This window comes from Bifidobacteriaceae bacterium, from assembly GCA_031281585.1.
Classification (GTDB): domain Bacteria; phylum Actinomycetota; class Actinomycetes; order Actinomycetales; family WQXJ01; genus JAIRTF01.
This window is the reverse complement of record JAITFE010000060.1, coordinates 1-19,278: the sequence shown is the minus strand read 5'-3', so window position 1 is coordinate 19,278 and position 19,278 is coordinate 1. Positions and strand designations below refer to the sequence as shown.

Sequence of the window (19,278 nt, the reverse complement as noted above, 5' to 3'; positions counted from 1 at the left end):
GGGCGGTCGGTTCCGTTCCGATGGCGCCGCTCGTGCCCGGTTTTCCCGCCGCCTTGGACCCGCCGCCCCGTGTCGCAGCCCTGGTCACCGCCGATGGGGCGATTGCCCCTGCCGGCGCTGAACTGACGCCAACGGCGTTGACCGGCGAAGACCAGGCGGTCACGCCAACCGCCGCGCCACCGGCCGCCGGTGTGGAGGGTCTGACCGCTTCGGTTGAGGCGCTCGAGTCAGCCGCGTTGGATGATCCGGCCGTGCCGTTGAGTCGGGCCGCCAACCGCGCCGCCGGCCGCCCAGCCCACCAACCCCCGGATGGCGAAGACCCGCCTTCCGGCGGAAGCGGATCCCGGCGCCCGCCCAAGAAACCGGAAAAGCGGTTGGTTCGGTTCGCCAAGGACGCCGCTTTTGTGGTCGTGGCGGCGGTGGCGTTGTCCTTCCTGCTCAAGACCTTCCTGATTCAGTCCTTCTACATCCCCTCCGTGTCCATGGTGCCCACCCTGGAGCGGCTTGACCGCGTGTTGGTGACGAAGCTCGCCCCGGGCGTTTTGGACGTGCACCGGGGAGACGTGGTCGTGTTCGAGAATCCCGGCGGCTGGATAACCTCTGAGACTCCGGACGCGCCCACGGGAGGGATTTCCGGCGCCTTTCGCTCTTTGGCTGAGGCGATCGGCCTGGCCCCGGCCGACTCGAAGGACTTCCTGATCAAGCGAATTATCGGCCTGCCCGGCGACCGGGTCGCGTGCGATGGCAGGGGAAGTCCCGTGACCGTCAACGGAGTCCCCTTGGACGAGACGTATGTGGCGCCCGGATCGGCGCCGTCGGAGGCCAGTTTCTCAGTCGTGGTGCCGCCCGACGCGATTTGGGTGATGGGCGACAACCGCTCGCAGTCGGCTGATTCGCGGGCCCACATGGACCAGCCCCTGGGCGGCGCGGTCGCCCTTGACGACGTGGTCGGGGTCGCCCAGGTGCGGACGTGGCCGCTTGACCGGCTGGCCTTGTTGCGCAACCCTGGTCGGGTGTTTGCAGCCGTTCCGCCCGCCGATGGAGGTGGCAGTTGAGCGCCGAGGACCTTGAGTCTTATGAGGCCGATGCCGAGTTGTCGCTTTACCGGGAGTACCGCGACGTCGTCAATCTTTTCGGCTACGTAGTGGAGACGGAGCGGCGGTTCTACCTGGCCAACCACGTCGACCTGCAGGTCCGTTCCGCTGGTGGCGAGGTGTTCTTCGAGGTCAAGATGGCGGACGCCTGGGTTTGGGACGTGTACCGTTCGGCCCGGTTTGTGCGCTCGGTGCGGGTGGTCACCTTCAAAGACGTCAATGTTGAAGAACTAGCCAAGGCGGACATCAACCTCCCTTGACTCGCCGGGGCCGGAAATAGGTACCGTCCCCATTTCTGGGCGCGGGCCCTGGTCCGTGCGCCGCGTTTACGCACGTCGGGACTGTCACGCACTAGGCTCGGTGCGTGACTATCTTGCGGGGAGGCGCTCGCCACGGCTCAAGCCGGCACGGCGATCCCCCGCTTGTCTACCGGTCGATCTGGGCCGACGTGGGCCTGACGCTCCTAGCGACCTTGGTGGCCTCATTCGTCCTGAAAACCTTCGTGATTCAGTCCTTCTACATCCCCTCGCAATCAATGGAGCCCACGCTTCAAGAGGATGACCGCGTTGTGGTCTCGAAGCTGGCGCCGGGGCCGCTGAAGGTCCACCGCGGTGACATTGTGGTCTTCCGCGACCCGGGAGGCTGGTCGAATGAGCATTCGCCGTTGCCAGAGGAGACCGGCCTGGGGGCGTGGCTGCTCGGTTTCGCCCAGGCTTTGGGCCTGGCCCCGGTCGAGTCGGATGACTTCCTGATCAAGCGGGTCATCGGTTTGCCGGGCGACCAGGTTTCCTGTGTCGGCGCGGGTGAACCGGTGACGGTGAACGGCGTGCCCCTGGATGAGACTTATGTGATGCCGGGCGCCGACCCCTCGCTCCGCGACTTCTCGGTCCGCGTCCCGCCGGACGCGCTCTGGGTGATGGGCGACAACCGGCCCGAGTCGGCCGACTCCCGCTTCCACCAAGATCAGGACTTGGGCGGCGCGATCGCGGTTGAGGACGTGGTGGGCGTGGCGAAGGTACGGCTGTGGCCGCTCAACCGCCTGGCGCTGCTGCGCAATCCGGGCGCGGTCTTCGCCGCCGTGCCCAATCCCTAACGGCGGGTCGGGCGGAAAACGGGCCTTCGGCCCGATTCCCAAACATGGGATGAATCGGCCGTCCACAGGTTTGCGGGTCGCCGCGCCCGCTGCCTGCGGGTCTTCGCCAAGCTGGCTTGGTGGCAACGAATTCGCGGCAGTCGCTCGGCCGCTACGGGGAAAGCGTCGCCGCCGCGTATTTGACCCTGAAAGGCTGGAAGCTGCTCGACCGCAATTGGCGGTGCCAGGTCGGCGAACTCGACCTGGTGGCTCAGCCGGATCCGGACACGTTGGTGTTTGTGGAGGTCAAGACGCGCGCGAGTGATCGCTGCGGGACGCCGGAGGCGGCTGTCACCGAACGCAAGCTGGCCAGGCTGCGCCAGTTGGCCGCGGCCTGGCTGGCGGCCCACGACCGCCATGCGGACGTGGTGCGGATCGACGTGGTCGCGGTCACCACCGGCGGCGCCGCCGGACGCTCCATCCAGCATCTTGAGGGCGTCGGCGCGTGAGCGGGATTGGGCGGACGCTCGCGGTCAGTCTGACCGGGCTGGAAGGGCACATGGTTGACGTGGAGGTGTTGGCGCAATCGGGTTTGCCCGCATTCGTGCTGGTCGGATTGCCAGACGCCGCCGTGGGCGAATCGCGGGACCGGGTCCGGGCGGCTTTGGCGTCATCGGGTTTCGGTTTTCCGCGTTCTCGGGTGACGGCCAATTTGTCGCCCGCGTACTTGCCCAAGACCGGCACCGGTTTTGACCTTGGGATCGCGGTGGCGCTGTTGATCGCGATTGGGCAAATCGACCAGGAAACCCAGGCCGGGACCGTCTACCTGGGGGAATTGTCGCTCGACGGCCGGATTAGGGCGGTGCGCGGCGTCCTGCCGGCGGTGGCGGGGGCGGTGGGTGCCGGGCTTCGCCGGGTGGTGGTGCCGGCCGACGCGGAATTGGAGGCCCGCTTGGTCAAAGGTGCCGAGGTGTTGGCGGTCGAATCGCTCGACGAATTGGCCTGGCGGCTTGGCGCGGACATCCCCAAACCGGCGCCGGTCAGGCGGGCGGCCGCGGACCGCGCCGGCCAAGCGCCGGACCAGTCTCAATCGTGCCCGGACTTGGCGGATGTGATCGGCCAAGCCCCCGCCCGCTACGCCCTCGAGGTGGCCGCAGCCGGCGGCCACCACCTGATGCTCCAGGGGCCGCCCGGCAATGGCAAGACCATGCTGGCCTCACGCTTGCCGGGCATCCTGCCGGAGTTGACCGAACAAGAATCCGTGGAGGTGACGGCGCTGCATTCGATCGCCGGGGCGCTCGACGCGCGGGCCGGGCTGATCCGAAGGCCGCCCTTCCAGGATCCCCATCACACGGCGACGCCCGCCGCCATGGTGGGCGGCGGCAGCGGCTCGCCCCGGCCGGGTGCCATTTCCCTGGCCCATCGTGGCGTCCTGTTCCTGGACGAATGCCCCGAATTCGGTCCACGCGTGCTGCAGACTCTGCGCCAACCGCTGGAACGCGGCGAGATCGTCATCCACCGGGCGAACGCCACCGCCCGCTACCCGGCCCGTTTCCACCTGGTGCTGGCCGCCAATCCGTGTCCCTGCGGGCAGGGCTACGGCCGCGCCGAGGCCTGCACCTGCTCGTCCGTCGCCCGGAGACGCTACCTCGGGCGGCTGTCCGGCCCCCTGATCGACCGGATCGACCTGTGGGTGGACGTGGAACCGGTCCGAGCGCTGACCTCGGCGGAGGCTCTGACCGGCGAGTCGAGCGCGGCCGTGGCGGAGCGGGTGGCGGGCGCCCGCGCCGCCCAAGTGGAGCGCCACCAGGGACTTGGCTGGCGGCTCAATTCGGAGGCGCCGGGTGGCTGGTTGCGCCAGCGGATTGGTTTCAAGCGCCTGGGCCTCAGCGGCTTGAACCGCGCCCTGGAACTGGGCGCCTTGTCGTTGCGCGGAGTGGACCGGGTCCTGCGGGTGGCCTGGACCATGGCTGATCTGGACGGCCGCGACTTGCCGGAGACGGCAGACATCGACGCGGCCATGACGCTGCGGCAACGGGGGCTGTAGTGCGCGCGCCATCGCGGGTCATGTTGCCCGTAGCAGCACCGGTTTGGCGCGGTCTCGGCCACCCGGACGGCGTCGGCGCGGCTACGACGAAACGACAGGGGAGGGCTTGATGCGTTGGCGGTTTGACATTGACGATCCGGCGCTGGCGCGGGCGGCGTGGAGCCGAATCGCCGAGCCGGCCGATCGCCAAGCGGGCGCGCTGGTGCAGGCCGTCGGGCCGTCGGCGGCGCTGCGGTGGCTCGCCGGAGCGCCTCCGGAACGCGGACGCGATGGTTGGTTGGACGGCATCGGGCGGGCGGGCCTGGATCGGGAGGCTGCGCAACGCGGGGCGGGGCCCCCTAACGGACCGGACGGCATTGGGCAGGCGGGCCTGGATCGGGAGGCCGCCCGACGCGGGGAGGGGGCCCCTGACGGGCCGGACGGCGGCCGTTTCCCCGACGCGCCGGAGTTATTTGGGTGGTCCGAGGCGACGGGCGGCGGTCTGGCGAGAGCACGCGAGCGTTGGCGGGTGCGGCTGGAGGACCTGGATCCGCGCCGGGAGCTGCACGCCCTAGCCCAATTGGGCGGGACCTTGATCACGCCGGAAACGGCGGGCTGGCCCACCGGCCTGGCGGACCTCGGCCCGGAGGCGCCGTTTTGCCTGTGGGTGCGGGGCGCCGAAGGGGCGGCCGCGCGCCTGGATCAGTTGCTGACTCCCGCTGCCGCGGTGGTGGGCGCGCGGGCGTCCACCTCCTATGGCGAGGTGGTCACCGTCGGGCTGGCCGGCGACCTGGTCGCGCGCGGCGTGGCGATCGTTTCCGGGGGCGCGTTCGGGATTGACGCGGCGGCTCACCGGGCCGCGTTGGCCCAAGGCGGATTCACGGTCGCGGTCATGGCGGGCGGAGTGGACCGGTTCTACCCCGCCGGCAACGATGGTCTCCTCAAGGCTGTGGCCCAAGAAGGGGCGGTGGTCTCCGAACTGCCGCCCGGCGCGGCTCCCAGGAGGGAGCGGTTCCTGGCGCGCAACCGCCTGATCGCGGCGATGGCGCTGGTCACCGTGGTGACAGAGGCAGGCTGGCGCTCTGGCTCCCAGCGCACGGCGGCGGTCGCCGCAGAACTGCTGCGGCCGGTCGCAGCTGTGCCGGGACCTGTGACCGCGGCCTCTTCGGCGGGCTGCCACAGGCTGATCCGCCAGGGGGTCGCCACCCTGGTGACCGGCGCGGACGAGGTGCGCGAGCTGATGGCGCCTCTGGGGCTGGTGACGCTGGCCGAACCGGTCGGGGAGGCCGGGCCCTTGGACGGCTTGCCGCCAGCGGATCGCCAGGTGTTAGATTCCCTGCCCGTGCGGCGTGGCGCCACGTTGACCGCGTTGGTGGCCGCGAGCGGGTTGAGCACGCCTCAGACGATGGCGGCGCTGAGCCGCCTGGAAAGGGCCGGCCGCGCCGTCCAAAGCGACGGCGGCTGGCGCAAGGCGCGGGCCGCCGGACGTTGAACAGGCCGTGAGCCGCCGCACGGCTGGCGGCAGTCCCATGCGACTGGACCTGGAACCGCGCGTGATCGGCCGGGCGGCAAGCAGGTGGGAAACGGGCGGTTCGCCGGGTGACGGAACAAGACGTGTACCGGCGGGAGGCGGCAAGCGAGTGGGAAACGGGCGGTTCGCCGCAGGCCTGCCGAACGCCAACGGCAATACTGGTAGGCATGACCGGCGAGAAGTGGCGGCTTGCGGTGTTGGGCCAATTCGCGACCGCACTGGAGGGCGAGGGGCTCGCGCCCAACACCGTGGACGCCTACAGACGCGACGCCAAGGATTTTCTCACCCGGTTAGCGGTCGATTCGGCGGCGGAGCTGGCCGCGCTCACCTTGGACGACCTGCGGGAATGGCTCGCCGACCACATGGAGCGGGGAGAGGCGCGGTCGTCGTTGGCCCGGCGGGGGGCTTCCATCAAACGTTTCATGCGTTGGGCGTGCGGCTCGGGCTTGATCGCCTCCGACCCTTCCGCTCGGCTGCAAACGCCATCCCCTCAGCGTCACCTCCCGCGCGTGCTGACTCGCGGGGAGGCCATGGCCCTCATGGAGCAGGCGCTCGCGGCGGCGGCTGATGGCGGAGCGGTCGGGCAGCGCGACCACGCGCTGGTCGAGTTGATCTACGCGACCGGTATCCGGGTGGCCGAAGCGGTGGGACTTGACTTGGATGCGGTTGACCTGACGGAACGCTTGGTGAGAGTGCGGGGCAAAGGCGACAACGACCGCGTGGTGCCCTTTGGGCAGCCGGCGGCGCAGGCGCTCGAGGTTTGGATCAATTCCGGCCGCCCTTCCCTGGTCGCGGCGGTTGGCGCAGGCGCGAACAACGCCCTTTTCCTGGGCCAGCGTGGTGGCCGGCTGGGCGTCCGCCAAGCCCGCGAGGTGGTTCACCGCCTCACACGCAGAGCCGGCGTGGGGGAGTTGGCACCCCACGGCTTGCGTCACTCGGCTGCCACGCATCTGCTGGAAGGCGGCGCCGACTTGCGGTCGGTCCAGGAGATTCTGGGCCACGCGTCTTTGGCCACCACCCAGCGCTACACCCATGTTTCCTCGGAGCGCCTCTGGGCGTCCTACTCGCAAGCCCACCCCCGCTCGGGTTCCGCCTCCTAAGAAGCGAGGTCAACGCCACAGCACCGCTCTCGGCCGGGGATTCACCAACAGCGCCGGGTCCAAGTACTGGTCGCCTTGGCGCACCCCCCAATGGAGGCATTCCTCGCAGTGCCAGGCCTCCCCGCGTGCGACCGACCCGACCACCGCGGCCTGGCGAACCGGTTCGCCAGGCGCCAGGTCGCTGACCACGGGCTCAAGGGTCGAGGCGAGGTCGCCGTGCCTGATCACCAACACGTGGCGGTCAACGATCCAGGCGTTGAAGGCGACGGTCCCGTCTGCGGGGGACAGCACCGCTGAACCCGCCGGCGCGTGAAGGTCGACCCCGCGATGGCCCGCCAGCCATGGTTGCTCTGGCAGGTCGAATGGGCGCACGATCAGCGCCGGGTCCGGCACCGGCCACTGGAAATCTCCAGCGCGGATGGTGGCGGCTGCGCGCACGGGCGAACCGCCCGTCCCTCCCCCAGGGACGCCCGCGCCAACAACGCCAACAGCGCCAACAGCGCCGTCACCCCCGCCCCCGGTCGCCCCGCCGGGCGAACCGCCCGTCCCGCCGCCCAAGGCGCCCCCGCCGGTGCCAGCCGTGCCTCCCGCCCCCACGCCGCCGCCAGTCATGCCCGCCGCCCCCGCTCCCGCCCCGCCCGCCGGCCCGGCCAACGCCAGAGCCGCGCCGGTCAGGATGAGGCCAACCGCCAGAAGCCGCGTCCACAAACCCATCGCACAGGCATAACCCAGGCGCGCGGGGACCGGGGGCAGAAACGCAAAGCCTGTGGACGGGCAGGCGTCCGGCGCAAATCCGAAGGCCCGCGTGCGGTAGAATCCCATCCGGCCGTTCACAAGACCGGCCTAATTCGCGTGCTCCCAAGCTTGGACCTTCGAGCCAGGCGCGGGCGGACTCGGTCCGGGCATCCGCCCGGTTCCGCACCCGCGGGCGCACTAGGCGCTTGACCAGCCACTTTGGGCGGGAAGAGCGAATAACCGAGAGGAAGAACACCAATGGCTATTGTCACCATGCGCCAGTTGTTGGACAGCGGCGTGCATTTTGGGCACCAGACCAGGCGCTGGAACCCGAAGATGAAGCGATTCATCCTGACCGAGCGCAACGGCATCTACATCATCGACTTGGGGCAGACGCTGGCCCACATCGACACGGCTTACCAGTTCATCAAGCAAACGGTGGCGCGGGGCGGCTCGTTGCTGTTCATCGGCACCAAGAAGCAGGCCCAAGAGGCGGTCCAAGATCAGGCCACGCGGGTGGGCATGCCCTATGTCAACCAGCGTTGGCTGGGCGGCATGCTGACGAACTTCCAGACCATCTCCAAGCGCCTCTCGCGTCTGAAGGAACTTGAGGACATGAACCTGGAGGACTCCGCGGGCAGCGCTTTCACCAAGAAGGAGCGGCTGATGATGAGCCGCGAGCGCGACAAGCTCTCGCGCACGCTGGGCGGCATCCGCACCATGCACAAGCTGCCCTCGGCCGTCTGGATTGTGGACACCAAGAAGGAGCACCTCGCCATTGACGAGGCCCGCAAGCTGGGCATCCCGATTGTCGCCATCTTGGACACGAACGCCGACCCGGACGAGGTCGACTACGCCATTCCCGGCAACGACGACGCGATCCGCGCCGTTGGGTTGTTGACGCGAGTGATGGCCGATGCCGTCGCCGAGGGTTTGGTCGAACGTCACGCCGCGAAGGCCAAGGATGAGGAAGACAGCCAGGCGGCGGCCGAGCCGTTGGCCGAATGGGAGCAGGAGTTGTTGAACGCGCCGAGCACGGCCGAGGCCCAAGCCGCGGTCGGCCGGGTGGACGCCACCGCGCCCCTCTCCGACCAGGCGGAGGCCGAGGTGGCCGCCGCCCGCCCCGAGACCAGCGCTGTCGCACGGGCCGTGGAGACGGTTGACGGCCCGCAGGCCCAGACCGCGACCGAGGCGGACGCTCCGCCGAAGCCCGCCCCGGCCACCGACGGCACCGCCGCCGACGTCGCCGCCGCGGCCGCGGGGCAGATTCCGGGCGCGGAGATCACAGACGAGGCCGCCGAGGAGGACTTGACCCAGCCGGTCGCCGATGCCGCGGCCGCGACTGTCGAGGCCGAGCCGCGCCCAGCCCCAGGGGCCGCCAAGGCCGCCGAGGCGGCGGCAGCGGCTGTCGCCGCTGAGGCGCCGGCACCCAAGGCTTCCCCGAGCGAATCCACCGTGAGCGCAGCCGTGCCCGCCGAAACCCCGGCGGCCGTAAAGCCAGCAGCTGGCAAGGCTCCCGCCGCCGAAACCCCGGCGGCTGAGAAGCCCGCCGCCGAAGAACCTGCGGCCGAGAAGCCTGCGGCAGGCAAGGCTCCCGCCGCCGAAACCCCGGCGCCTGAGGCGCCGACCGGCGCGGACGCCGCGCCCGCCGAGGCCCCGGCCAGCGCGACCTCAGCCGACGCTGACGCCGCCGCTGACGCCAAGGCGGAGCCAGCCGCCGCTGACGCGGCAGCCGCCGAACCCAGCCCCGCGCCAACGCAGGGGGCAACCGAAACCGCTGCGGCGGCATCGGACACCAAAGCCGACGCAACCAAGTGAGGAAGTGGCAACACGATGGCGAACTACACCACCGCTGACATCAAGGCGCTCCGGGAGAAGACCGGCGCCGGCATGCTGGACGTCAAGAAAGCCCTGGACGAGGCCGGGGGCGACCAGGAAAAGGCGCTGGAGATCATCCGCGTCAAGGGCCTGAAGGGGCTGGCCAAGCGCGAGGGGCGCTCGACCTCGGACGGGCTGGTCGCCGCGCAGGTCGTGACCACCGAGGATGGCCAGACCGGGGTGCTGATAGAACTGAACTCGGAGACTGACTTCGTGGCCAAGTCGCCCAAGTTCGTCGAACTCGGCGACCAGGTGCTGTCCGCCGCCGCGGCGCTGGGCAGCGAAGACACCGCGCTGGTCCTCGGCTCGCCGTTGACCTCGGCGAAGGGCACGGTCCAGGACGCGATCGACGCCCTGTCGGCCACGCTGGGCGAACGCCTCCAACTGCGCCGGGTCGGCGTGGTCAGCGGGGAACACGTCGAGGTCTACCTGCACCGCACCAACAAGGACCTGCCCCCGCAGGTCGGGGTGCTGGTGGCGACGGACGCGAAGGGCGCCCCGGTGGCGCACGACGTGGCCATGCACATCGCCGCGTATTCGCCGACCTACCTCAACCGGGACGACGTGTCGGCGGAGACGGTGGCGGCCGAGCGGCGGATCGCCGAAGAGACCGCGATCACCGAGGGCAAGAACGAGAAGGCCATCCCGAAGATCGTCGAGGGCCGCCTGAACGGGTTCTTCAAGGAGAACGTGTTGTTGGAGCAGGCTTTCGCCAAGGATCCGAAGACCACGGTCGGCAAGGTGCTGGCCGAGGCGGGCGGCGCCGTCACGGGGTTCGTCCGCTTTAGGGTCGGGGCCTGACTCTCCTCGGCCGGGGCGCGCTCCGGCCGAGGACCGGCAATCCGGCAGCCGGCGAACTGAGGGCCGGCGAACCCGACCAGGCGGCGCGATTCGCGCCAAAACCACCCGCGACCAGCAAAGGAGCCCATGTGGCCGCCATCGACATCCGCCGTCCCGCCGCCCGCCGGGTGATGCTGAAACTCTCCGGCGAGGCGTTCGGTGGCGGCAAGCTCGGGGTGGACCCGGACGTGATCACCTCGATCGCCAGCCAGATCGCGAGGGCTGTCGACAGCGGAGTGCAGGTGGCCGTGGTGGTCGGGGGCGGGAACTTCTTCCGGGGCGCGGAACTGGCCGAACGCGGCATGGACCGCGCGCGCGCCGACTACATGGGCATGCTGGGAACCGTCATGAACTGCCTGGCGCTGCAGGACTTCTGCGAGCAGGCGGGGGTCCCCACCAGGGTCCAGACCGCCATCTCCATGGGCCAGGTGGCGGAAAGCTACATCCCCCTGCGGGCGGTCCGGCACCTGGAAAAGGGCCGGGTGGTGATCTTCGGGGCCGGGGCCGGCATGCCGTACTTCTCCACCGACACGGTCGCGGCCCAACGGGCGTTGGAGACCCGCTGCCAGGTGCTGCTGATGGCCAAGAACGGCGTGGACGGCGTCTACACCGCCGACCCGCGCACAGATCCAAGCGCCACCAAGCTGACCCGCGTCACCTACGAGGAGGCGCTGGCCCTGAACCTGAAGGTGGTCGACGCGGCGGCGTTCTCGCTCTGCATGGAGAACCGCCTGCCCATGGTCGTGTTCGGCCTGGAGGGAACGGATCAGGTCCTGCGCGTCCTTGAGGGCGAACGGCTAGGTACCCTGTTAACAGCCGCCAATTAGGAACGCGGCGCCCAGCCGCGCTCCGCCCAACTGCCATCTGAGGGAGCTAGAGACATGATCGCTGATGTGTTGAAAGACGCCGGCAGGCGCATGGACCGGTCGGTCGAGAACGCGGCCAGCGAGTTCCAGGCCATCCGCACGGGCCGCGCCAACAAGGCTTTGTTCGACCGCATCGAAGTGGACTATTACGGGACGCCAACGCCGCTGCAGTCGTTGGCGTCGATCGCGATCCGGGAGGCCCGCACGGTCGCCATCACACCCTACGACCGCACGGCCATGGCCACCATTGAGAAGGCCATCCGCAACTCTGACCTGGGGGTCAACCCGTCTGACGACGGCGGCGTGATCATGATCAACCTGCCGGAGCTGACGGCGGAACGTCGCAAGGAATACGTCAAGCTGGCCCGCAACCGCGCCGAAGAGGGCCGCGTCAGCGTGCGGCAGGTTCGCCACAAGGCCAAGGAGGGGTTGGCCCGCGCGCTCAAGGACGGCGACGCCGGCGAGGACGAGGTCCGCCACGCCGAAAAGGAGCTCGATTCCCTGACCAAAGCGCACATCGCCAAGATCGACAATCTGCTGGCGCACAAGGAAGCCGAACTGCTCGAGGTCTGATGGAGGCTCCTGCTAACGAGTCCCCGGCGCCGGCCAAGCGGGGCCGCAATCTGGCCGTGGCCGTTCCGACAGCCCTCGGTCTGATTGTCTTGTTGCTGGCCAGCGTGCTGTTCAGCCCGTGGCCGTTTCTGGCGCTGGTGGTTGTGGCTTTGGGGTTGGCCCTCCACGAGTTGACTCAGGCGCTGGCCCGCGCCGGCTTCCACGTGCCTTACGTCCCGTTGGCGGTGGGCGCCGCGTTCACGCAGGTGGCGGCCGCCCGTTCGGGCGCGCCCGGTGTGGTGGTGGGAGTTTTCCTGACTTTGGCGGCGGGTGTCGTGTGGCGCGTTTTGGAGGGCGACTACCGCCAAGCCGGCGATGCCGTGTCGCGGCCCGGCGGATCGCCCCCGTCGCCGGACCCGGACTTGGGCGGCCTTTCGGAATCGAGTTCTCCGGCCGCCTCGCGCGGCCGGCACGCCGCACCGGCCGGCGCGGCGCCGGGCCGCAGTCTTGGCGGGGACGTGTGCGCGATCGCCTTCGCCACCGTCTACCTGCCCACCCTGGCCGCTCTGGTGGTGCTGCTGAGCTTCATGCCGGACGGCCGCTGGCTGGTGTTGCTGCTGGTGGCGGTGCCGGTGGCCTCTGACACGGGCGGCTACTTCGCCGGCTCGTACCTGGGCCGCCACAAGCTGGCCGCCCAAATCAGCCCGAAGAAGACCTGGGAGGGCTTGGCCGGTTCCATCCTGTTGGCGGTCGTGGCGGGCGTGGGCGGCATGCTCCTCATGGGCCGCCCCTGGTACTTCGGGCTGGCCCTCGGAATCCTGGGGGCGCTGGCGGCGACTCTGGGGGACCTGGCCGAGTCGCTGCTGAAGCGGGCGATCGGCATCAAAGACATGGGCAGTTTGCTGCCCGGCCACGGCGGCGTGCTGGACCGGGTCGACTCGATTCTGATGACCGCCCCGTTCTTCTACGCTGTCATCACGCTGTTCGGCACCGAGGTGTTCGGGTGAGGCGGCCGCCGCGCCACCTCGCCGACCTGACCAGCGAGGAGCGCGACGAATGGGCGCGGGAACTGGGCCTGGCCCGCATGCGGGTCCGCCAGGTCGCGCGGCATTACTTCGCCAAGCTGGAGCGCGCCGCCGCGGCTATGACGGACCTGCCCGCCGACGGGCGCGAAGAACTGGTGGACTTGCTGGCGCCGGAATTGTTGACGGAGGTGACACGGCGGCGGGCGGATGGCGGCGCCACGGTCAAGACCCTCTACAAACTGTTCGACGCGGCCAGGCTCGAAACGGTGCTGATGGGGTATCCGGGCCGCGTCACCCTCTGCGTCTCCAGTCAGGCCGGCTGCGGCATGGGCTGCCCGTTTTGCGCCACCGGCCAACTCGGGCTGCAGCGCAACCTGTCCGCGGCGGAGATCCTCGAGCAGGTGCGGTTGGGCGCCGCGGCCGCGGCGGCCGGCGAACTGGGGGAGGGTGTGCCGGGGCGTCTCAGCAACGTGGTCTTCATGGGGATGGGCGAGCCACTCGCCAACTACCGCGCGGCGGTGACCGCCGCGCGGGCCATCTCCGCGCCGCCGCCCGCAGGCTTTGGCATCTCCGCCCGCAATCTGACCGTTTCCACTTGCGGCCTGGTGCCGGCCATGGAGAAGCTGGCGGGCGAGGGACTGCCGTTGCGCCTGGCCGTGTCGCTGCACGCGCCGGACGACGAGGCCCGCGACCGCTTGGTGCCGGTCAACCGCCGCTACGGGGTTCAAGCGGTCATCGCGGCCGCCCACCGCTATTTTCAGGCCACCGGACGGCGAGTCTCAATCGAATACGCGCTCATCCGCGATATCAATGACCAAGGATGGCGCGCATCGTTGTTGGCGAAACGCTTGGGAAGACACGGAACCGGTTGGGTCCACATCAACCCGATTCCGCTCAACCCCGTGCCGGGTTCCATCTGGACCGCCAGCCGTCCGGAGGTCCAGGCTGAGTTCCTGCGCCGGTTGGAGGATGCGGGCTTCGCGGTGACTTTGCGGGACACTAGAGGGCAGGAGATCGACGGCGCTTGCGGACAGCTGGCGGCTAGAGAGGGAATGAACTGATGGCAGATCTATTTCGCCGGGTCAAGAGCGGCCGGGGCTATGACACGCATGAGGTCGACGATTTCTTCGCGCGCGCGCAAGCGGTCTACGAGGGACGATCCGCTGAGCGAATGGGGCCGGAAACAGTCCGGACAGCGGCCTTCTCACAGGTCAAAGGCGGGTATGACGAACCGCAAGTAGACGGCGCCCTGGACCGGCTGGACAACGCCTTCACCCGCAAACAGCGCGCGGAGTTCATCGCCGACAACGGGCAGCAGGCTTGGCTGGACAAGATCGTCGAACGCGCGACCACCCTCTACGATCGCCTGGGCCGCCCGGACGGCGAAAAGTTCGCGCCGCCGGAGCGGGGCCAAATGGGCTATGACCGCAGCCAAGTCGACGCCTTGCTGCACCGGCTGGCCGACTACTTCAACAACGGCGCGCCGCTGACGTCATCGGACGTGAGGCATGCCGTTTTCACTCCTGTGCGGGGCAAACGGGGCTACGCGATGGGGCCTGTCGACGCCTATTTGGACCGGGCGCTGGAAGTCATCCTCGCCGCCGAATGACCAGGCCAGCGGGCGGCAAACGCCCGTGACCGGGCGGTCGGCAACGGCCAACGGTCCCTAGCGCCGGGATTTTACCTTCGTAAACTGCCTAAGGCTGCGCATGTGCTGGCAGCAGGCCTGTCACCGGGCCTAAAGCACCACTCGATAGCTCAAGGAGCCCCGAAATGGCGTCGGAGTCGACGACCCAGAAATCTCACCATCTCCACCACCTCCCGGACGCGCGCCTGCGGATTGTGACCCGGCGGCGCATCGGGCTAGTACTCGGGCCAGCCCTGTTCCTGGTCTGTTATTTCGCAATGCCGGACGTGGAGCCGATTGGGAAGATCGGGGCCGCGGGGACCAGGGCGGCGGCGTTGGTGGCCGGCGCGCTGTGCCTCATGGCCGTGTGGTGGATGACGGAAGTCCTCCCCCTCTACGTCACCGCTCTGATTCCGTTGGTGGCGTTCCCGCTGCTGCAGGTGAGCGACATTCAGGCCGCCGCGACGCCCTATGCGAACAAGATCATCTTCCTTTTCCTGGGCGGATTCGTGCTGGCCATGTCGATGGAGCGGTGGAACCTGCACCGCCGGGTCGCCATCTGGGTGGTGCTGTTGGTCGGCTCGAAGCCCCGGTCGGTCATTTTCGGCTTCATGCTGGCCACCTCCTTCGTCTCGTTGTGGGTGTCCAACACCGCCACGGCGGTCATGATGCTGCCAATCGCGACCTCTGTGCTGAAACTTGTGGAGTCGGTCACCAAACGCAAGGACCCGAAGTTCCGGATCGCCATGGTCTTGTCGATCGCCTACGGCGCGTCGATCGGCTCCTTTGGGACTCCGATCGCCTCGCCGCCCAACGCGATCGCGCTCGGCTACCTGGCCGAGCAGGGCATCAACATCTCGTTCTTCGACTGGATGAAGATCGGGATGCCGCTGTGGGCCGTCTTCCTGGTGATCGGCTGGTTCCTGCTGGCCTTTGTGACAAGCTCGCCGGCTTCGACGGGCGCGATTCCCGGCCACAAGGAAATCCTGCGGGCGGAATTGATGAAACTCGGGCGGTTCCAGGGGCCGGAACGCCGCGTCGGCATAATCTTCTTGCTCTGCGCGTTCTCCTGGATCTTCCACGGTCTCATTGAGGACTTGCTCAATATCACGAATTCGGGCGTTTCCGACGAGTTGATCGCGGTGGCCGTCATCTTCGTGTTCTTCCTCACTCCAGTGTCCTTCAAGCGGCCGGGCCGCGCCCTGATGAACTGGAGCGATCTGAAAGAGCTCCCGTGGGGCATCCTCTACTTGTTCGGCGGCGGGCTGTCGATGGCGTCCCAGGTCGACGCCTCCGGCTTGGCCCTGTGGATCGGCGAGCGCGCCGAAGGTTTGGGCGGTCTGCACCTCTTCCTGCTGATCGTCGTTTGCTGCGCGTTGACCTGGATTATCACCGAGTTCATGTCCAACACCGCCGCCGCCGCGACTTTGATCCCGATCTTCGGGTCGGTCTCCATGGCGCTGGGACAGTCGCCGGCCATGTTGGCGCTGCCGGTCGCCATGGCCGCGTCCTGCTCCTTCATGATGCCAGCAGGCACGCCGCCCAACGCCGTCGCCTATTCGTCCGGCATGATCACAATCGGGGACATGAACAAGGCGGGCGCGCTGATCGCGGTTGCCGGCGTCATCATGGTTTCTGTCAACATGTTCATCTGGGGCCAGGTCGCCCTCGGCCTGTGAGTCGCCGGCCCCGCGTCCCAACGGCGCCACGCTGGCGCCCCCGTCCCAACTAGCCGCCTTACCCCTGGAAGGAAACCCATGAAAACCCGTCAAATCGGCCCGTTCACAGTCAGCGCGATCGGCCTTGGGGGAATGCCCATGTCGATTGAGGGGCGCCCCGACCGCGCCCGCTCCATCGCCACCATTCACGCCGCGTTGGACGCCGGCGTCCGCCACATCGACACCGCCTTCGCGTACCGCGTCCCCTTGGACGCCGAACAGCACAACGAGCTCTTGATCGCCGAGGCCCTGCGCTCTTGGCCCGGCGACGTCTCCGAGGTGCTGGTGGCCACCAAGGGCGGCCATTTCCGCCATCCTTACAGCGGCGCCGACTGGCCCTTGGCCGGTCAGCCCGCTTGGTTGAAGACCTGCGCGAAGGAATCGGTGCGGGCGCTTGGCGTCGAGGCCATTAGCTTGTACTACTACCACCGCCCGGATCCCCGCGTGCCGTACGCGGATTCGATCGGCGCGCTGGCCGACCTGCTGGCGGAGGGCGTGATCGTCAAAGCCGGGATTTCCAACGCGAATCCGGAGCAGATCAAGCTGGCCTTGTCGATCCTGGGCGAAGACCTGGTGGCCGTGCAAAACCAGTTCTCGCCCGCTTTCAGGTCTTCCGAGCCGGAGCTCGAACTGTGCGCAGAACTGGGGATCGCGTTCCTGCCGTGGAGCCCGCTGGGCGGGATCGCCAACGCCGGCGGCTTGGCCGACCGCTTCGCCGCCTTCGGCGAGGTGGCCCGCGACCACGGGGTCTCGCCCCAGCAGGTCGCTCTGGCCTGGGAACTCGCCAAGGGCGACCACGTCATCCCGATCCCCGGCTCCTCGCGCCCGGAGACCATTCTGGACTCGCTGGCCGCCGCCGATTTGGAGCTGACCCCGGAAGAGCTAGCGCTCCTGGGCTGACGAAGACGGCGACGGAAATGGGGACGGTACCTATTTCGCCTCCGAAATAGGTACCGTCCCCATTTCCGTCATCAGGACCGTCCCCCTTTCCCGCCCGCTTCTTGCCTGCGGTCGCCGAGCGGAAGCAGTCACCAGGCGACCAAGTCCGGGTGCTCCTCGTCAAAGCGCTGTTCCTCCAACTGAATGATCAGGAAGATTTCGCTCACGTTGTCGGGATACGGGGCGCCGCTGGCGGCGTTCGGGTGGCCGTCCAGGCCGGGCAAATCGAAGCCGATGCTTGGCTCGCCCCGCGGGTAGTCGACGTCGACCTGGTTGAACTCCTCCCGCGTCGGGTTCGGGGGCAGTGCCTGACGCGCCTTGTAGTTGGCGGTCCACGCCGCCTCGTCGATGATCGGGCACACCTCGATCAGCGAGCGGAAGGCGTCCTCTTCCATGTCTGCGGGCAGGACGGCCAGCGGCTGCGTCTGCCATCCGTCGGCTTTGACCGGCAGCGGGTCCTTGATGTCGACGTAGCCGTTGGCGCGGGCGCAGTCGATCCATGGCAGCGTGGCGTCCAACATCAATTGCTTCTCTGCGATCTCGGGGTTGGGATCCGGGTAGGCGACCGGCTCCGTGTAGCCGGACGATTTGAGGCACTGCCGGAATTCGCCGGTTCGGTCCGTCGCCCCGATCACCAGGTACGGGTCCACCTCGATGTCCTCCATGGGCGGTGGCGACCCGCCCGCGTTGATCACTTTGAGGGCGGCCATGCGCGGATCGTATTGCGCCGCCACGTCCAGCACCGAGTCCGCCGCCGTCTCGCTCGCCTCCGGCCACCCGCCCCAGGACATGATGTGCTCTTGGTCAATCTGAAGGACCACGCGAAGCTGGCCGTCGCCCCGCGAGGCCTCGGTCGCGGCCAGGATTTCCGCCGCCGCCAGGCAGTCGACCAGGTCTTCGGCGCTCCGCGCCTGGGCGGCTATCACTTCCGCCTGGCCGCCCGTCCCGCCGCTCTGGTCCAAGGTCGGCACATCCTCGCTGTCCGAACAGCCGGCCAGCGCCACCACCCCGATCAGAACGCCCGCGGACAACGCGGCTGTCGACATGCGGCATCGCAACATGGTGACCTCCCGGCCTGGGGAAACGCGGTTCACCTCCATCCAACCACGCCGGCAGTCCGGCCCCGTCATCCCATAGCGCCCCGGTCGGGTCTGGGACGGTCAGCCGCCCGCGAACATGTCCGCGTACTTCTCGTGGAGGCGATCGTCTTCCGCCTGGATGACTTGGAACGCCCGGACAACGCTGTCCGGGAATGGGTCGCCTGTCCGCGCTCCGGGGCGGTAGCGTCCGTCCGCGCCGGGCACGTCGAAGCCGATGTTCGGCTGGTTCAGCGGGTACTGGATCTCCACTTCTCGGAATTGCTCCGCAGACGGGGCCTGTCCCAGGTCAATCAGCGCCTGGTAGTGGGCCACCCAGGCTTGTTCGTCGACTATCGGGCAAGCCTCCACCAGGGCGCGCATGGCGCCTTCGGTGATGGTTGCCGGCAGAACGGCTCTTGGCTCCGTCTGCCAATCGTCGGCTTGCACCGGCTCCGGGTCCTCCATGTTCGGGTAGCCGTTGGCGCGGGCGCATTCGATCCACGACAGCGTGGCCGACAAAGTCGCCTGCTTGGCTGCGATCTCATCAGCCGGGTCCGGGTAGTCGATTGGTTCGGTGTACCCGGACGACTGGAGACATTGGCGCAAGTCTTCGGTGTGGTCCCGCGCGCCGATGATCAGATAAGGCGCCACCTCAACGTCCTCCACGGCGGGCGGGGACCCGCCCGCGCTGATTTCCCTGATCATCGCCGCGTGCGGGTCGTACTTTTCGGCCATGGCCAGGAGCGCGTCTGACAGGGGCTCGCTGAACTCGGGCATTTGCCCCCATGACAGGATGTAGTCATTCTTGACGTCGATGACAACATGAAGTTGGCCGTCGCCGTACCAGGACTCGGTGGCGGCCGGGATTTCCGCCGCCGCGAGGCAGTCGAGCAGCTCTTCGGCGCCTCGCGCCTGGTCCGCGATCTCTTCCGCCTGGGTCCGTGGGGCGACAGCCCGGCCGTCCTGGTTCAAGGTCGGCACGTTCCCGCGATCCGAACAGGCGGCCAGCGCGACCACCCCGGTCAGAACGCCCGCGGACAATGCGGCCGTCAACACACGGCGTCGCAACATGTGGGTGCCTCCCGTTGGCCGAAATGCGCTTTGCGAACATTCAACCACTTCCGTGCAGCAGTGCGCCCCCGGGCGGCAGCGTGACGGTCCGGGGCGGTGGCCTGGGACGATGCCGTTGGGCCGGG

18 protein-coding genes and 1 pseudogene are annotated in these 19,278 nt (G+C 68.7%); 16 read left to right on the top strand and 3 right to left on the bottom strand.

Going from position 1 to position 19,278, the window contains the following annotated elements:
• Positions 1 to 32 precede the first annotated feature (32 nt).
• From lepB (LBC97_06900) to LBC97_06870, 7 genes are all read left to right on the top strand, one after another.
• Positions 33 to 1,055, top strand: coding sequence for a signal peptidase I (gene lepB / locus LBC97_06900; protein ID MDR2565777.1), 1,023 nt, complete (start codon positions 33 to 35; stop codon positions 1,053 to 1,055).
• Positions 1,052 to 1,354, top strand: coding sequence for a DUF2469 domain-containing protein (locus LBC97_06895; GenBank protein MDR2565776.1), 303 nt, complete (start codon positions 1,052 to 1,054; stop codon positions 1,352 to 1,354). Before lepB (LBC97_06900) ends, LBC97_06895 begins: the two co-directional genes overlap by 4 nt.
• A 104-nt stretch (positions 1,355 to 1,458) precedes the next feature.
• Complete coding sequence (gene lepB, locus LBC97_06890) at positions 1,459 to 2,187, top strand: signal peptidase I (protein MDR2565775.1); 729 nt, start codon at positions 1,459 to 1,461, stop codon at positions 2,185 to 2,187.
• Positions 2,188 to 2,306: 119 nt separating this feature from the next.
• Positions 2,307 to 2,675, top strand: coding sequence for a YraN family protein (locus LBC97_06885; protein ID MDR2565774.1), 369 nt, complete (start codon positions 2,307 to 2,309; stop codon positions 2,673 to 2,675).
• Positions 2,672 to 4,213: a YifB family Mg chelatase-like AAA ATPase gene (locus tag LBC97_06880; GenBank protein ID MDR2565773.1), complete on the top strand. Its 1,542-nt coding sequence runs from the start codon at positions 2,672 to 2,674 to the stop codon at positions 4,211 to 4,213. Before LBC97_06885 ends, LBC97_06880 begins: the two co-directional genes overlap by 4 nt.
• A gap of 109 nt (positions 4,214 to 4,322) precedes the next feature.
• Complete coding sequence (gene dprA, locus LBC97_06875; protein MDR2565772.1) at positions 4,323 to 5,684, top strand: DNA-processing protein DprA; 1,362 nt, start codon at positions 4,323 to 4,325, stop codon at positions 5,682 to 5,684.
• Positions 5,685 to 5,890: 206 nt separating this feature from the next.
• Positions 5,891 to 6,823 (top strand): tyrosine recombinase XerC, encoded by a 933-nt coding sequence (locus tag LBC97_06870; protein ID MDR2565771.1) that lies wholly within the window; start codon positions 5,891 to 5,893, stop codon positions 6,821 to 6,823.
• 9 nt (positions 6,824 to 6,832) lie between these two features.
• On the opposite strand, the gene LBC97_06865 is transcribed toward LBC97_06870, so the two are convergent.
• A complete protein-coding gene (locus tag LBC97_06865; GenBank protein ID MDR2565770.1) occupies positions 6,833 to 7,537 on the bottom strand; it encodes a M23 family metallopeptidase in 705 nt (234 codons plus the stop codon).
• A 279-nt stretch (positions 7,538 to 7,816) separates the two neighbouring features.
• On the opposite strand from LBC97_06865, the pseudogene rpsB reads away from it, so the two are divergent.
• The 9 genes and pseudogenes from rpsB to LBC97_06820 all read left to right on the top strand — a co-directional run bounded on the left by rpsB (position 7,817) and on the right by LBC97_06820 (position 16,964).
• A pseudogene (gene rpsB, locus LBC97_06860) lies at positions 7,817 to 8,614 on the top strand (30S ribosomal protein S2).
• A gap of 777 nt (positions 8,615 to 9,391) precedes the next feature.
• The gene (gene tsf / locus LBC97_06855) at positions 9,392 to 10,237 is read left to right on the top strand and encodes a translation elongation factor Ts (GenBank protein ID MDR2565769.1); all 846 of its coding nucleotides are present in this window, start codon (positions 9,392 to 9,394) and stop codon (positions 10,235 to 10,237) included.
• A gap of 170 nt (positions 10,238 to 10,407) precedes the next feature.
• Positions 10,408 to 11,103: a UMP kinase gene (pyrH, locus tag LBC97_06850; protein ID MDR2565768.1), complete on the top strand. Its 696-nt coding sequence runs from the start codon at positions 10,408 to 10,410 to the stop codon at positions 11,101 to 11,103.
• A 54-nt stretch (positions 11,104 to 11,157) separates the two neighbouring features.
• Entirely contained in the window at positions 11,158 to 11,715 is a 558-nt protein-coding gene (gene frr, locus LBC97_06845) for a ribosome recycling factor (GenBank protein ID MDR2565767.1), read from the top strand.
• Between the two features lie 56 nt (positions 11,716 to 11,771).
• Positions 11,772 to 12,701, top strand: a complete 930-nt coding sequence (locus LBC97_06840) for a phosphatidate cytidylyltransferase (protein ID MDR2565766.1) — start codon at positions 11,772 to 11,774, stop codon at positions 12,699 to 12,701.
• Positions 12,698 to 13,780 (top strand): 23S rRNA (adenine(2503)-C(2))-methyltransferase RlmN, encoded by a 1,083-nt coding sequence (gene rlmN, locus LBC97_06835; GenBank protein MDR2565765.1) that lies wholly within the window; start codon positions 12,698 to 12,700, stop codon positions 13,778 to 13,780. The genes LBC97_06840 and rlmN overlap by 4 nt, the downstream gene beginning before the upstream one ends.
• Positions 13,780 to 14,328: a DivIVA domain-containing protein gene (locus LBC97_06830; GenBank protein MDR2565764.1), complete on the top strand. Its 549-nt coding sequence runs from the start codon at positions 13,780 to 13,782 to the stop codon at positions 14,326 to 14,328. The genes rlmN and LBC97_06830 overlap by 1 nt, the downstream gene beginning before the upstream one ends.
• A 164-nt stretch (positions 14,329 to 14,492) precedes the next feature.
• Complete coding sequence (locus LBC97_06825; GenBank protein ID MDR2565763.1) at positions 14,493 to 16,025, top strand: SLC13 family permease; 1,533 nt, start codon at positions 14,493 to 14,495, stop codon at positions 16,023 to 16,025.
• A gap of 78 nt (positions 16,026 to 16,103) precedes the next feature.
• Complete coding sequence (locus tag LBC97_06820; GenBank protein ID MDR2565762.1) at positions 16,104 to 16,964, top strand: aldo/keto reductase; 861 nt, start codon at positions 16,104 to 16,106, stop codon at positions 16,962 to 16,964.
• Between the two features lie 128 nt (positions 16,965 to 17,092).
• Here LBC97_06820 and LBC97_06815 read toward each other — a convergent pair whose 3' ends face one another.
• Complete coding sequence (locus LBC97_06815) at positions 17,093 to 18,097, bottom strand: hypothetical protein (protein MDR2565761.1); 1,005 nt, start codon at positions 18,095 to 18,097, stop codon at positions 17,093 to 17,095.
• Positions 18,098 to 18,163: 66 nt separating this feature from the next.
• The gene (locus LBC97_06810) at positions 18,164 to 19,153 is read right to left on the bottom strand and encodes a hypothetical protein (GenBank protein ID MDR2565760.1); all 990 of its coding nucleotides are present in this window, start codon (positions 19,151 to 19,153) and stop codon (positions 18,164 to 18,166) included.
• Between the last annotated feature and the right edge of the window lie 125 nt (positions 19,154 to 19,278).

Coding starts and splice junctions, on each gene's coding strand:
- dprA (MDR2565772.1), top strand. CDS start 4,323: ATGCGTTGGCGGTTTGACATTGACGATCCGGCGCTGGCGCGGGCGGCG.
- LBC97_06870 (MDR2565771.1), top strand. CDS start 5,891: ATGACCGGCGAGAAGTGGCGGCTTGCGGTGTTGGGCCAATTCGCGACC.
- LBC97_06865 (MDR2565770.1), bottom strand. CDS start 7,537: ATGGGTTTGTGGACGCGGCTTCTGGCGGTTGGCCTCATCCTGACCGGC.
- tsf (MDR2565769.1), top strand. CDS start 9,392: ATGGCGAACTACACCACCGCTGACATCAAGGCGCTCCGGGAGAAGACC.
- pyrH (MDR2565768.1), top strand. CDS start 10,408: ATGCTGAAACTCTCCGGCGAGGCGTTCGGTGGCGGCAAGCTCGGGGTG.
- frr (MDR2565767.1), top strand. CDS start 11,158: ATGATCGCTGATGTGTTGAAAGACGCCGGCAGGCGCATGGACCGGTCG.
- LBC97_06830 (MDR2565764.1), top strand. CDS start 13,780: ATGGCAGATCTATTTCGCCGGGTCAAGAGCGGCCGGGGCTATGACACG.
- LBC97_06825 (MDR2565763.1), top strand. CDS start 14,493: ATGGCGTCGGAGTCGACGACCCAGAAATCTCACCATCTCCACCACCTC.
- LBC97_06820 (MDR2565762.1), top strand. CDS start 16,104: ATGAAAACCCGTCAAATCGGCCCGTTCACAGTCAGCGCGATCGGCCTT.
- LBC97_06810 (MDR2565760.1), bottom strand. CDS start 19,153: ATGTTGCGACGCCGTGTGTTGACGGCCGCATTGTCCGCGGGCGTTCTG.